The organism is Okeania sp. SIO2C9 (genome assembly GCF_010672455.1).
Lineage (GTDB): Bacteria > Cyanobacteriota > Cyanobacteriia > Cyanobacteriales > Microcoleaceae > Okeania.
On record NZ_JAAHGO010000008.1, the window covers coordinates 20,984 to 34,473 of the forward strand.

The following is a 13,490-nucleotide window of genomic DNA, read 5'->3' on the forward strand; positions in this document are numbered from 1 at the left end:
AAATTGACCTTGTAAGATAATGGATGAGATTGAATCTATTGAAAAACAAATTGAAAACACTGAAGAAAGTTTACGTCTGATTGAGGTCCGCAAATCCAAATTTGTTCTTGATACGGATATTCCACTGGAATTAATTAGGAATGAACGAGCATTAAAAGCCAAGTTAACAGGTCTCAATGGGCATCGCGATCGCTTGCAAAAAGGTCGTGATATTCCTCCTTTGCTTCCTTATTTTGTCAATCGGGACTATCAAGAATTCAAGCTTGGGGAAGCATTAAAAATATTGTTAAATAACCCCTCTCCTAAGCCACTTTTATGTATTATTCACGGCGATCAATTTCAATGCCATGATACGTTTTTTGAATCTCTAATCAAGGTATCTTTGCCCAAAATTTTCAAGCAAAATACCAACACAACTACAAGTGATTACTATACGGAATCTATTGGAAAATACGAACTTAAATGGCCTCCTAGAATCACAATTCTAGAAGAATTAAAAAATATGTTAAAATACAATTTAGCAAATCAGATACTCGACTATGGATTAGCTTCAAAGGAGGATATAAATAAGCATCTAGCTAGTATTGGACCAGTTGTAATCCATACACATTTGCTCACTAATGATTTGCAGGAAAATTCATCTGGAATCATTGAAAACTTCCTTGAATTTTGGCAAGATTGGCCTGAACTTAATCCCAATCAATGTTTAATTATTTGTTTATTTATTAAATATCAAGTTAAACAAAATCAGAGCTATTTTCAGAAGTTGTGGAATTGGATTTTTAAGAGTCTATTGAAAAAGAATTCTGGATTCGAGTCTGGGAATTCTTCTATTCAAAAAAGTATCGAAGATTTGTCTTCCTCTAACTTTACTAAATTTGACAGAATTATTGGAGTGGTTTTGCCGAAACTTCAAGGAATTGGGCAAACAGAAGTAGAAAGTTGGGCGCGTAGTGAAGCAGTCAAGAATTACTGGGATGAGGAAAATATTCAATATTTAATTCATACAATTGAAGATATGTTTGAAAAATGGGAGAAAAAACAAGCATCTAATACTATGCCGATGTCTCATTTAGCTCAAAACTTGAGTGATATTTTGCAGGGAAAAATAACTATCAAGGGGGATATTGCATGAAATTCCCATTTTACTTTGGTGACGGAACACGGGAGCGACGGGACACGGCAGCACCTCTACCTGTGTCGCGACGAGCCGAATTTATGAAGCCAGAAAATTATTTGGCAGATCCGGGTCTTCGTGATGCCTGCAACGTTGCTTTGCTCTTAGCTCAACCCTTGTTACTGACTGGAGAACCTGGTACTGGCAAGACCTTGTTTGCTTATAGTCTAGCCTGGGAATTAGGTTTTGACGAACCTCTTAAATTTGAAACCAAATCTACCAGCACTGCCCGCGATTTATTTTACAGTTATGACACTTTGAGGCAATTTCAAGATGCCCAGAGTGGTAAAGTAGATAGAAAACCTCTGGACTATCTAACATACAATGCTTTGGGTACAGCCATCTTGCGGACTAGAGAGCCGTCTAAAATTAAGAATTTTGTGCCTTCAGGTTTTGTTCATCCTGGTAAAAGACGTTCTATTGTTCTCATTGACGAAGTAGACAAGGCAACCCGCGATTTTCCTAATGATATCCTCAACGAATTGGAGCATCTGTATTTTCGGGTGCCAGAACTGGGTAATGTCAAGATTGAAGCTAATCCTAAACTACAACCTATAGTCATAATCACCAGTAATTCTGAGAAAGACTTGCCGGACGCATTTTTGCGGCGTTGTGTTTACTATAATCTTCCTTTTCCACAAGAAAAGCGTCTTGCGGATATTGTTACCAATAGATTAGGTTTGCACTCTGCTGGTAGCAGTGATTTTCTCCAGGATGCCCTAGAGATTTTCTTTAAGCTACGAAAGAGTGGCTTGCGCAAGAAACCAGGGACTGCTGAACTTTTGGGATGGATGATGGCGCTCCGAGAAATTTCCGGTGGTGCAGATAACCCCCTTGTTAAGTCTGAGCTAGCTCTGCGAACTATGAGTACCTTGATAAAAACTGCTGACGATCTAGATAAAGCTAAGGAGATAGTGAGGAAATGGGTAGACAGTCGCCAAAAGTAAGCCCAGGGTGGCTACAACCAGAAAATTTGATTGAGTTCATTGATGAGCTGCGCAGAGAACACAATTACAACATAGGCGTGTCGCAATATATTGCTGCTCAAGAACTGATACTTGCCCTGAGTGCAAAAGGAGAGCAGCTAGAGGAACCCCAGAGGTTGAGAAGCCTTCTCGGTCCCTTGTTGTGCAGTTCCCCAACAGAACAAGAGGATTTTCAGCGACGGTTTGACCAATGGGTTGAACGTATGGGTTTTGCTGTTGGCGAGGACATTCAAGAAGACGAAAAGGCTGAGGCATTTGAACAGGAGTTGAAAAAGATTGAGAGGAAATGGCGGTGGCAACGGTGGGTGCTATTGGCGATCGTCGTTTGTATTACTATTGTTCTAGCCAATTTCCTAGTTCAGCAATTGCCACCTCCAACAGATGGCGACACACCAATTCCACTTCTAAATTTTAACAATATAGCTTTTCCTCAAGAATGGCAGACTATACTGTTATGGTTAATGCTTGTACCCCTGGTTACATTTTTAGCTTGGAGACTCTGGTGGTATTGGCGTGCGAGTCTATACCTCAAGCGTCGTGAGACAAAACAACAGCCTGAAATTCAGCGAGTGTCTATCTTGGGTCTCAATGAGGAACTATTTCCGAGCGTTTTGTTCTTGCGCATTGCTCAGGGTTTGAGGCGACGTATTCGGGTTTCATCTAATGAACTTGATATTGACAAAACCGTAGAAAAAACCTTGCGGGGAGGAGGTTGGTTTGCCCCAGTGTACCGCTACCATCAGGTTCTCCCTGAATACCTCGTTCTCATCGACCGGGCAAATTACAGCGACCACCAGGCGAGATTTGTTAAGGAAATGATTGCTCAACTCACCCACAACGAAGTCTTAATCACAGGCTACTATTTTGATGGCGACCCCCGCGTTTGCTTTCCGATGACAGGAAAAGAACCTCCTTCTAAGCTACTGGAAATTGCGTTGAAGTACAGCCAGCATCGACTGATAGTCTTCTCTAATGCAGACAGTTTCTTTAGTTCCCTCACTGGCGAACCCGAACCCTGGCTTGATTTGTTTTCAAGTTGGCCTGAGCGAGCTGTATTGACTCCCAAACCTTCGGAACACTGGGGATATCAGGAACTGGAACTATCGCGAGAGTTTATTGTTCTACCCGCTACAAACGATGGGTTGATTGATTTGATCCGCAGCATCGAATATGGAAAATTGCCTTATGTGCCTTCAGAGAAAAGCAGGACACCTTTTCCCGAAGCGTTGAGAGTCAGAGCGCGACGCTGGATAGAGCGAGTTCCACCTGAGCCATGGCTGGTAGATGATGTCCTAGAATCCCTCCGACACTATCTGGGGAAAGCTGGTTACTATTGGCTGAGTGCTTGTGCTGTATTTCCCGAACTACATTGGAATCTCACAGTTTACCTGGGCAATATGCTCCTGACTGATGATGGCAGTTCCCTCCTTCAAGCTTGTCGGCTCACCGATCTAGATCGTCTGCCTTGGTTTCGATACGGTTATATGCCAGACTGGCTGCGATCGTGGCTGATTTATGAGTTGCCTCGCCAACAGGAAGATGAGATTCGTCAACTGCTTAGAGGTTTCCTGGTAGTGCAACCCGATGAGCAAGGCTTTGTGGGAAGGTGGCAATTGGAAATCGCTCGGCAACACAGCAATGTTGTCTCCAGGTTGGCGCAACCCTTTCTCCGCTTGCTTTCTAGAGAAGCCCCTGCGGATAGTCTTCTGCGGGACTACATTTTTCAGGAGTTTATGGCGGGTCGTAAGTCACTCGCAGTGAAAATGCCGAAAGAGCTACGTCAGCAACTTCGTCGCAAATCTTCACAACAAGTAGGATGGGGGTTTTTGTTGCAGTGGGTATTAGCAAATTTTGTGGGTGGGGCTGTGTGTGGATATGTGGCCGTGGCTGTGACCGATGCTATAGGCACGAATAGCAATGCTATGATCTGGGTTATTATCGGGGCTACTTTTGGGCTTGTTATTGGATTAACCCAGTGGTTGGTACTCAGAACAAAACTTTCCCAGACTGGCTGGTGGATACTGGCAACTGCTTTGAGCTTTGTTATTAGCTTTACTGTGGGTATGCTTGTGAGCGAGGCTTTGAGCTTGTCTGCTGCCGATAATGTTCCCATTACTCTTATCGGGGGTGCTATTGGGGCTGTTATTGGATTAACCCAGTGGTTGGTACTCAGAACAAAACTTTCCCAGACTGGCTGGTGGATTCTGGCAACTACTTTGGGATCTGCTGGGATTATGGCTGAATTATTTTTTTGAATGACTCTGTGTTCAATCCTTTGAGCAATACTCTGGGCGATCCTGTGGGCGCGGTTGTGAACTTCGCTATTTTAGGGGATGTATACGGAGCAATTACCGGATCTGCCTTGGTTTGGCTGCTGCGACAACCAGGCAATTCTGCCATAAACAATAAAAATTGATATACTCCCCGACGTAAACCCATGGAGATTTTCACTTATATCAAGTCTCATTAAGGTTTGAAACCTCTCAATAGTTTTGTTGCATGAAAGTAGCGATCGAACATCCGTTCCGCGAGAGCGAACGCTGATTTTTCCTTTGATTGATTTTGATTTATCTATTGGACAATAGTTACAACAGTTTTCGCGAACGTTGATTTTTCCTTTGATTGATGTTGATTTATCTATTGGACAATAGTTACAGCAGTTTTCGCGAACGTTGATTTTTCCTTTGATTAATTTTGATTTATCTATTGGACAATAGTTACGGCAGTTTCCGCGATCGCTCTCTTTTGCGAGATTGATTTTGATTTATCTATTGGACAATAGTTACAACAGTTTTCGCGATCGCTCTCTTTTGCGAGATTGATTTTGATTTATCTATTGGACAATAGTTACAACAGTTTTCGCGAGCGCTAATTTTTCCCAGATTGATTTTGATTTATCTATTGGACAATAGTTACAACAGTTTTCGCGATCGCTCTCTTTTGCGAGATTGATTTTGATTTATCTATTGGACAATAGTTACAACAGTTTTCGCGATCGCTCTCTTTTGCGAGATTGATTTTGATTTATCTATTGGACAATAGTGACAGAAGTGTTCGCGAACGCTAATTTTTCCCAGATTGATTTTGATTTATCTATTGGACAATAGTGACAGAAGTGTTCGCGAACGCTAATTTTTCCTTTGATTGATGTTGATTTATCTATTGAACAATAGTGACAGAAGTGTTCGCGAACGCTAATTTTTCCTTTGATTGATGTTGATTTATCTATTGGACAATAGTTACAGAAGTATTCGCGAACGCTCTCTTTTCCCTGGTTGATTTTGATTTATCTATTGGACAATAGTTACAACAGTTTTCGCCAGCGCTAATTTTTCCTTTGATTGATGTTGATTTATCTATTGGACAATAGTTACAGAAGTGTTCACGAACGCTGATTTTTCCTTTGATTGATTTTGATTTATCTATCGCAAATTGACCTTGAAACCACCATTTGTAGGGGCAAATGGCATTCGCCCTCGCTATATGTAGAGTCTCTGCGTAAGTCCTGGTTTATTTATCTATTGGACAATAGTTACAGCAGTTGTTGCGATCGCTGATTTTTCCTTTGATTGATGTTTATTTATCTATTGAACAATAGTTAAAGCAGTTTTCACGATCGCTGATTTTTCCTTTGATTGATGTTTATTTATCTATTGAACAATAGTTACAGAAGTTCTCGCGAACGCTGATTTTTCCTTTGATTAATGTTTATTTATCTATTGGACAATAGTTACGGCAGTTGATGTCTATTCTATAATGAAATAGTAAATCAACCCAAATTTTGAAATGTCTGCATCTTTACCCCAAGGTTTTCCTCAACCTACTGAGGCAAATATCATCGAAGTTAAAGAATATCCCCAATATCGCGCTGTCACCTACACCCATACAGGTGATTCCCGGATGGCAACCAGAGCAGCTTTCGACCCACTATATCAACATATCAGCAGTAATCAAATTGCCATGACAACCCCTGTGGAAGCACGTTATGTCAAAGAAGGCGAAGAAACAGAAGTATCTTTTCTCTATTCAACTCCAGACATGACTCCCCAGAAAATTGATTCTCAGGTGATGGTGAGAGATACTTTGCCGATGACGGTTGTGAGTATTGGGGTACAGGGTGCTTATAGTTGGGAGAGCTACGAACAAAATTTGCAAAAGCTGAAAGAATGGTTAGTGCAACACCCAGAATATGAAGTTGTAAGTCCGCCAAGACGGTTGTTGTATAATTCACCAATGACACCGGAAGATTTGAAACGGAGTGAGGTGCAGATTGAAATTAGGTTGAAGTGATACAGCAGAAGGCAGAAGGCAGAAGTTTTTTTATAACTGATTATACGAACATGATATAACACACTATCCAAAAGCGGTGTTGCTGATTATGGGTATGATTTTGCCCCCCTCGCCCCCCAAAATTGGGGGGAATAAAACTCTAAAAGTCCCCCTTTATTAATCCCCCTCCCGTCCCCCGCAGGATCGGGGGAAGCCAAAGGATGCTACGCTTTGTATTTAATGGGGGATGTGCGGGGGCTTGACCAGAACCAAACAATCGCGCATTCATACTTCAATTCAACAATGCCCCAAAAGCAAGCGGTGCGTGATTTTCTTCTTTCTTCTGCTAAAGCTTAAAACTTAGACAACGCAGGATTTTTGCTTCTTCCTTCTTCCCTCTTCCTTCTTCCTTAAAGTTGTTTAATACTGAATTTTGCCCCCCTAGCCCCCCAATTCTGGGGGGAACAAGAATCCATTAGCTGGTAAAAGTCCCCCAATGCAAGGGGGATGCGCGGGGGCTTTGATGTAGCAAGTGAGACTTCTCAGACAACCTCTAAACACAATGTAGACAGTGGGATATTAAACCTAAAAGAAAAAAATAATACTAATTTTGTCAAAAACAGTGTGACAAAACTGTGTTGACAGAGAATAAGGAATAGGAAAATTCCCATAATTTTAGGAGCTTGTAAATAATGAATGAATGGGCATCTTTTCCCTCTTCCCTCTTCCTTCTTCCTTCTTCCTTCTTCCTTCTTCCTTCTGCTATAAAATTATTCTCCACTAATATGAATTACTAAATCTCGACAATGACTACGTTTGCGATGTTCCCAAACATAAATTCCTTGCCAAGTACCTAATACTAATCTGCCATTATTAATCGGAATTTGTTCTGAAGTATGAGTTAAAACACTGCGAATATGAGCAGGCATATCATCAGGACCTTCAGCGCTATGAATATAATGATAACCTTCTGGTACCAATTTCGAGATAAAGTTTTCCAAATCAACTAATACATCTGGATCGGCATTTTCTTGAATTATTAAACTAGCGGAAGTGTGCCGTAAAAATAGATTACATAAACCTGTTTTCACCCCTGATTTGGCGACACTTTCTTGCACTTTAGAAGTTATTTTCAACAGCGACTTGCCTGAGGTGTTTATTTGGAGTAATTGTTGATAGTGAGTCATTTCAATTATCAGTTATCAGTTATCAGTTATCAGTTATCAGTTATCAGTTATCAGTTACTACCGCTCCTCCTTTTTTCAAGATTTACTCCTTATTCCTTACTTTAATGTAAAGGTTTTAAAAATATTGGAATAGGTTTATCGTCACTCAGTGTTACATGATTAACCACCCTAAGTTCAATATTTGCATCCTCAAAAGCTTCTTTAATCATTATACCTAAAACTTTCTGAATCGTGAAATGTTTTCCTGGTTTAACTTCTGTAACTATTTCGATTAATATGTGATTTTCAGCAAATTCTTCTACTCCTTCTATTGTTGTTGGTTCAATTATGTCTTCCGAATAATTCTCTAGCAACTTTTTTCCAACTTTCTCTATAATTTCAGAGACTTGACTAATCTTAACTTGATAAGGAATTTTTAGCATAACCACTGCACTACTATAGCTAGAGTGATTAACTATATCCTTAACATCACGATTATGGATAATATAATTTTTATCTCCACCATTAATGCGAGTTGTTCTTAATTCTATTCCCGTGACAAAACCACTTACGCCATTTATCTCTACAAAATCTCCTACCAAATAGTAACTTTCAAACAAAATAAAGAAACCTGCAACTATATCTTCAACCAGACTTTGTGCTCCCATTCCAATTGTTAAACCTAAAATACCTACACCTGCTAAAATAGGAGTCGGGTCAATTTTAATAGTATAAAGAATTGCTATCCCTGTGCCAAAGTAAATCAGGTATTTAATACAACTTTGAAATAAAGGTAAAAATGTCTGTCGTCTCTGTTTAGATATATCATCTTTATCGCCCTCACGCAGTAGAACTTCTTCTAGTAACAGTTGACCAATTTCTTGAACAACACGACTCATAAATATAATCCCAATTATTTGCAAAAATAAAGGACCATAAGGAGCTAAACCAGCAATAAAATCAACTTTTTGAATAGATAAAGTAGCTGTAGTAATATAGATTGCATATTCAAGACATCTTTTGGCAAGAGGAATTAATTTACTTAGGCGATCGTAGACCCGCAAAATATTTCTTTTATCGGAATATTTCTTGCTAAGACCATCTAAGGTATCAATAACTGTTGTATTAGCTTTAATAAATAGTAATCCTGTAATAATAATCATATAAACCTGCAAACTTATATACAAATATTTGATAATTACTGCTGGAAATACAATTATTTGAGCTGATATAGTCACATATAACAGCCAAATAATATTATTAAAGTTGCTCTTGAAAAATTCAAATAAATTGTCAATACTGGCGTCATTTGCAGTGATTTGATCGACGTTTTTTGCCCACTCTTTTGACCAGATTATAAATTTATTTATATATGGAATACTCCATTTAGTTAAAATTAGTATGCCTAAGATTTTGAGTACTCTAATTCCTATAGCTAGCAGGTAATCAAAGGAAATACTTTTAATCAAAGAAAGTTGATATTCGATTAAATTTTTTCCTTGATAAATAAGCCATCCATTAACCCCAGCAATTAATAGACATAATAGTAAGCAACTTATAGTTAATAATATCTGAATATTTCGGTATATAACTTCAACATCTTTTTTCTTTTTTTTAATTGATGATACTTTAATTAATTGTTGATATGCTCTGTTTACAAAAAATTTGATTACTACAAATAGACATATTATAAATAGGATTTCAACTCCCATTGCAATGATGCTGTTAATGTCAATTTCAATGAAGTTGTTAATATTAATTTTAGGGGTCATAATTGTTTTCCTGGATATAGATTGTGCAGTAATTAGAAAGTTGAAAGAATTATTCATTACTAATTAGGGTTTGCGCTTCACTAGTCTTTGAGTAGGGGTAGGAGACAGGAGACAACCCACCCCTCGCCCCTCCCCCGACCGTGGAGGGGGAGACAGGAGAAATGGGAATGAACGAGAAGGTAGAAGTAAGAATTGTCCCAAGATTGTTCTGCCCAACTATGCGCCTAAAATACGCTCCTTTTTGAGTGTTGAAGAAATAATATTTCCTGATATTCAATTCCGTAACGGTGTTAACCAGAGGTAATTATCAATTATCCATTATCAATTATCAATTAATGAACTGCCTTCTTCAATGTAAATATTCTACAACTGCTTTAGCGATCGCTTCACTGCCATTCTTATCTAATTTTTCAGATTTACGGGGTGGTTGTAGGGGTTGTTTGAGAAATCCCCAATCACTTTCAAAAAATTCTGTTGGAGGTAAAATTTGATGATAACTATAATCTTGAATACCTTCTAATAATAATTTTGATTCAGCAAAACCTTCTCTGATTAATGACACAACAGGTGTCTCTAATTTTAAGGCTTCAGCAAATGTGCTATATCCTGGTTTGGAAATAATTCTGCCACATATTGGCATGAAATCTACAGGTCGAATATTGAGTAATTGTGTGTGATTTTTATCTAATTTATTTCTGACATTTATGAGGTTGGGAAGCTCTGGAGCGTTACTATCAAAAGTAATAAATTGCCAGTCAGGAAAACGAGATATATTTTGATAGGGAATTTGTGCTAAACCTAAACCACCAAAAGTCAGTAAAACAGTTTTTTCTTTGTCTGTACAAATACCAAACTTTGCTTTAATTTCTTCAGGTTGATAATGTGGAGTGCCCCCAGTTAATCCCACATCAAAAACATTAGGAAAAGCACTCATAGCTTCGTGGAGTGGGAGACGAAATAAACGGTCACATTGCCCAAAACATTCTCCTATCCAATCAGCAATTTCCACAAATTCACCACCCCAAGGACGATAAATAAAATCCCAACCAAAATTATTCAACATCCAACAAGGAATATCGGCAGCTTGAGCAATTTTAGCAGCAAGTGGCGGGATATCTGCTAATAATAAATCTACTCGATTTTGTTTAATAAAATTTACTTCTCCAGCAATAATTGACCGTTCTTTACTCCGAATTTCTTTCAATTTTTCTATGGTAGTTTGTTTATCCATAGTGATACTATCTGATTGAATAACTCCCACATCAAAAGCACGGGGACGATAAATAAAATCCCCAGAAATATAAGATTCTAATAACCAACGGGGAGCAGTTGTCACCATAATTAATAAAACATCTGGACACATTTTTTGCACCAGATTAGCAACTGATGATATGGGTACAGCATGACCAAATCCATGGTTAGTAATAGCAATATATAATGTAGGTCGAGACATGGGAATTTTTTAATTAAAGATTAATAATATCCTATAATAAGTTTCAACAGTAGTCATTAGACCTCTCCGGAAAAGAGGGAGTAAACATTCAGCCGTCAGCTATTAGCTAGCCTCTTGCAGAGGAACTGCGGACTTCAGCTATTAATTTTGGAGAAGGTAAAAGCAACCTTTGAAATTGAGAAAGAGTAAAAATTGACTGCCAAAGTCCCATTTCTAAACCTGAGAAGTAATTATTTATTACTAATTGCTGTTAACGTAGTTCCTCCGGAGGAGGCTAGCTGACTGCTAATAGCTGTTTGCGCAGCATTCCGGGGGAAATGCTTACAGAGGGAGTAGGGAGTAGGTAGGGACTTTGGATGCAACGTTTCTACAGAGTAGGCGGAAAGAATTGATGATTTTTTCGCGATAATTGATTTTCTTTTTGATTATCACCAGATGTCTATTAGTAAGATGCTCATAAAAAATTAAATATTTTATAATTAGAGCGTTCTTCAACTAAAATATTACCAGTTATGTTATAATGCCTAAAAAGTATATTTGTTTTGTAAGATAAATTTTGATTAATTAGTGATCAAAAAAGTTTTTGTTTGTAGTAGGGCTTTAGTCCTAATATAGGTATCTCACGGGCTAAAGCCCTACTACGAGCTGTAATTATAACTATTCAACCAGACATGATATAATAATTCACACTCATCAAGATAAAAAAACTACTTTAAAAATGTTGTCTAATCATCCAGAAAAAATAAATTTTGACGCAGAAAATAACCAATATTTAGATAGTAAAACTACTACACAACTGATGGATTTATCTTGTCTAGAGATCCAAAGTTCAGCAATTATTAAAAGAATTGAAATAGATACTTATGGTGAAGTATTAGTGAAACGTTTTAAAGCTATGGGAGTTGTGCCAGAAAAACAAATAATGGTATTACGAAAAAGTTGCTTTGGCGGACCACTTCATATCAGAGTAGGCATGAGTACAGAATTAGCAATTAGGAGAGAAGAAGCAAAAACAATTTTTGTTCAAGTGTTGCATAGTGACGAATGATTTGAAATTTTTGATGAACAGAATTTTGGATTTGAGAATTGCCAGAATGAAAGATACGATCAGGGGTTCTATATAAATCAAAAAGGGCAGCCATAAAATGCTACCCCAAAAAATTCTATCAGAGACTGTTTTATATCATGTCTCATTAAATAACTGTAATAAACAATCTTTACCCAACCTGGTAGGGACGTTGCATGCAACGTCCTTACATTGCGGTTAATTAATGTTACTTGATATTAGACTACAGCTCTCTAACGATAAAAGTTGTTGACCCTATTTACCATATTATTCCTGATAAATAAAACTGCTACATCCCAATAGCGATCGTCTGCATCCTTAATATCGCACTTAATTTTCCATTCTTCATCCTCAACAACAGGCATGATCGTCAATGCTGAGGCTTTGTTTTTCTGCTTTGCTCCAGAATTAAATCCGGCAATAACTGCAGTCCATTCTGACGCTGAATATCCAGTTTTGATTGTGGGATTACCTTTGACCTGATAAATCCGATATTCCATAGGTTTTTGGGTAGTATCAGTTTCATCAGTCGTTGGTGTAGTCTCTGTTTCACCAGTCGTTGATGTTGTAGCAGGTTGATTTACTTTCATTAGTTCGTTAATTTCCTCTTGAGATAACACTCGATCATAAATTCGCAGATCGGCAACTTTGCCCTCATAGAACCCATAACCACAACCCAATTTTACTTGAGTAATTTGACTTAATTCTTGATCTTTACCTGTACCACTATGCCACAAACTACCATTGAGATAAATTTTCATCTCGCCGGTAGCAACATTCTTTGTAAATGCCCAGTGATTCCATTTACCCTTAAAATCAGAGACTTGAGCTAATTGTTCAATTCTGTCAAAAGAAGAGGTTTTATTTCCACAATCAAAGTATACGGTACTGTCTGACCATGGTAAGTGAATATTAACTACCCTGTGATTAGTTTTATCTTGTGCTAACAAGATAGAGCTTTGTTTGGGTAGAGACTCTCCACCGTTTGCCCAAAAACTAATTGTGATTTCATTAGTTTCGGGAATAGCTGTTGGGGGTAGTTCGATATAATCATCTACTCCATCAAAACCTATACAGTTGCCAAAGTTCGGGTCATTTATGACTTCAGCACCATAAACTTTGCCATTGAGTTTTCCGTCTGAGGAATCAACTACTTCTTTTTCTTTTGCTGAGTTTTCTACTATTTCATTGAGCGGGAGATTGAGATGTAAACCACTATCTATATCTATAGGTTTAGAAGTCTCATCCGTTGTTGATGTAGTATCGGTTTCACCAGTGGTATCAGTTTCATCCGTTGTTGATGTGCTGTCGGTTTCACCAGTGGTATCAGTACCATCCGTTGTTGATGTGCTGTCGGTTTCACCAGTGGTATCAGTACCATCCGTTGTTGATGTAGTATCGGTTTCACCAGTGGTATCAGTACCATCCGTTGTTGATGTGCTGTCGGTTTCATCGGCCTCATCAACTGTCATCAATTCATTAATTTCTTCAGGTGACAATACTCGGTCATAAATTCGTAGATGAGCAACTTTACCATTATAAAACCCATAACCACAACCAAATTTAACCTGAGTAATTGAGCTTAGAGGATTTTCTTTACC

9 protein-coding genes are annotated in these 13,490 nt (G+C 38.2%); 5 read left to right on the forward strand and 4 right to left on the reverse strand.

All coding sequences use genetic code 11. The features are described 5' to 3' along the window. The first annotated feature begins 19 nt into the window (after window positions 1-19). The 4 genes from F6K23_RS08200 (at window position 20) to F6K23_RS08215 (ending at window position 6,453) form a co-directional block, all read left to right on the forward strand. Window positions 20-1,135, forward strand: a complete 1,116-nt coding sequence (locus F6K23_RS08200) for a hypothetical protein (protein ID WP_293153220.1) — start codon at window positions 20-22, stop codon at window positions 1,133-1,135. Then, complete coding sequence (locus F6K23_RS08205) at window positions 1,132-2,124, forward strand: MoxR family ATPase (RefSeq protein ID WP_293153223.1); 993 nt, start codon at window positions 1,132-1,134, stop codon at window positions 2,122-2,124. Before F6K23_RS08200 ends, F6K23_RS08205 begins: the two co-directional genes overlap by 4 nt. Further along, on the forward strand, window positions 2,100-4,418 hold the full coding sequence (locus F6K23_RS08210; protein WP_293153225.1) for a hypothetical protein: 2,319 nt from the start codon (window positions 2,100-2,102) through the stop codon (window positions 4,416-4,418). Before F6K23_RS08205 ends, F6K23_RS08210 begins: the two co-directional genes overlap by 25 nt. A 1,531-nt stretch (window positions 4,419-5,949) precedes the next feature. Beyond that, a complete protein-coding gene (locus F6K23_RS08215; RefSeq protein ID WP_293153227.1) occupies window positions 5,950-6,453 on the forward strand; it encodes a heme-binding protein in 504 nt (167 codons plus the stop codon). A gap of 749 nt (window positions 6,454-7,202) precedes the next feature. Here F6K23_RS08215 and F6K23_RS08220 read toward each other — a convergent pair. The 3 genes from F6K23_RS08220 to F6K23_RS08230 all read right to left on the reverse strand — a co-directional run bounded on the left by F6K23_RS08220 (window position 7,203) and on the right by F6K23_RS08230 (window position 10,823). Then, the gene (locus F6K23_RS08220) at window positions 7,203-7,619 is read right to left on the reverse strand and encodes a secondary thiamine-phosphate synthase enzyme YjbQ (RefSeq protein WP_293153229.1); all 417 of its coding nucleotides are present in this window, start codon (window positions 7,617-7,619) and stop codon (window positions 7,203-7,205) included. A gap of 101 nt (window positions 7,620-7,720) precedes the next feature. Next, window positions 7,721-9,370, reverse strand: coding sequence for a mechanosensitive ion channel family protein (locus F6K23_RS08225; RefSeq protein ID WP_293153231.1), 1,650 nt, complete (start codon window positions 9,368-9,370; stop codon window positions 7,721-7,723). Between the two features lie 349 nt (window positions 9,371-9,719). Then, the gene (locus tag F6K23_RS08230; RefSeq protein ID WP_293153233.1) at window positions 9,720-10,823 is read right to left on the reverse strand and encodes a glycosyl transferase; all 1,104 of its coding nucleotides are present in this window, start codon (window positions 10,821-10,823) and stop codon (window positions 9,720-9,722) included. Between the two features lie 718 nt (window positions 10,824-11,541). On the opposite strand from F6K23_RS08230, the gene F6K23_RS08235 reads away from it, so the two are divergent. Beyond that, a complete protein-coding gene (locus F6K23_RS08235) occupies window positions 11,542-11,871 on the forward strand; it encodes a FeoA family protein (RefSeq protein WP_293153235.1) in 330 nt (109 codons plus the stop codon). 251 nt (window positions 11,872-12,122) lie between these two features. Here F6K23_RS08235 and F6K23_RS08240 read toward each other — a convergent pair. Next, a partial coding sequence (locus tag F6K23_RS08240; protein WP_293153237.1) for a LamG domain-containing protein occupies window positions 12,123-13,490 on the reverse strand: 1,368 nt, incomplete at its 5' end.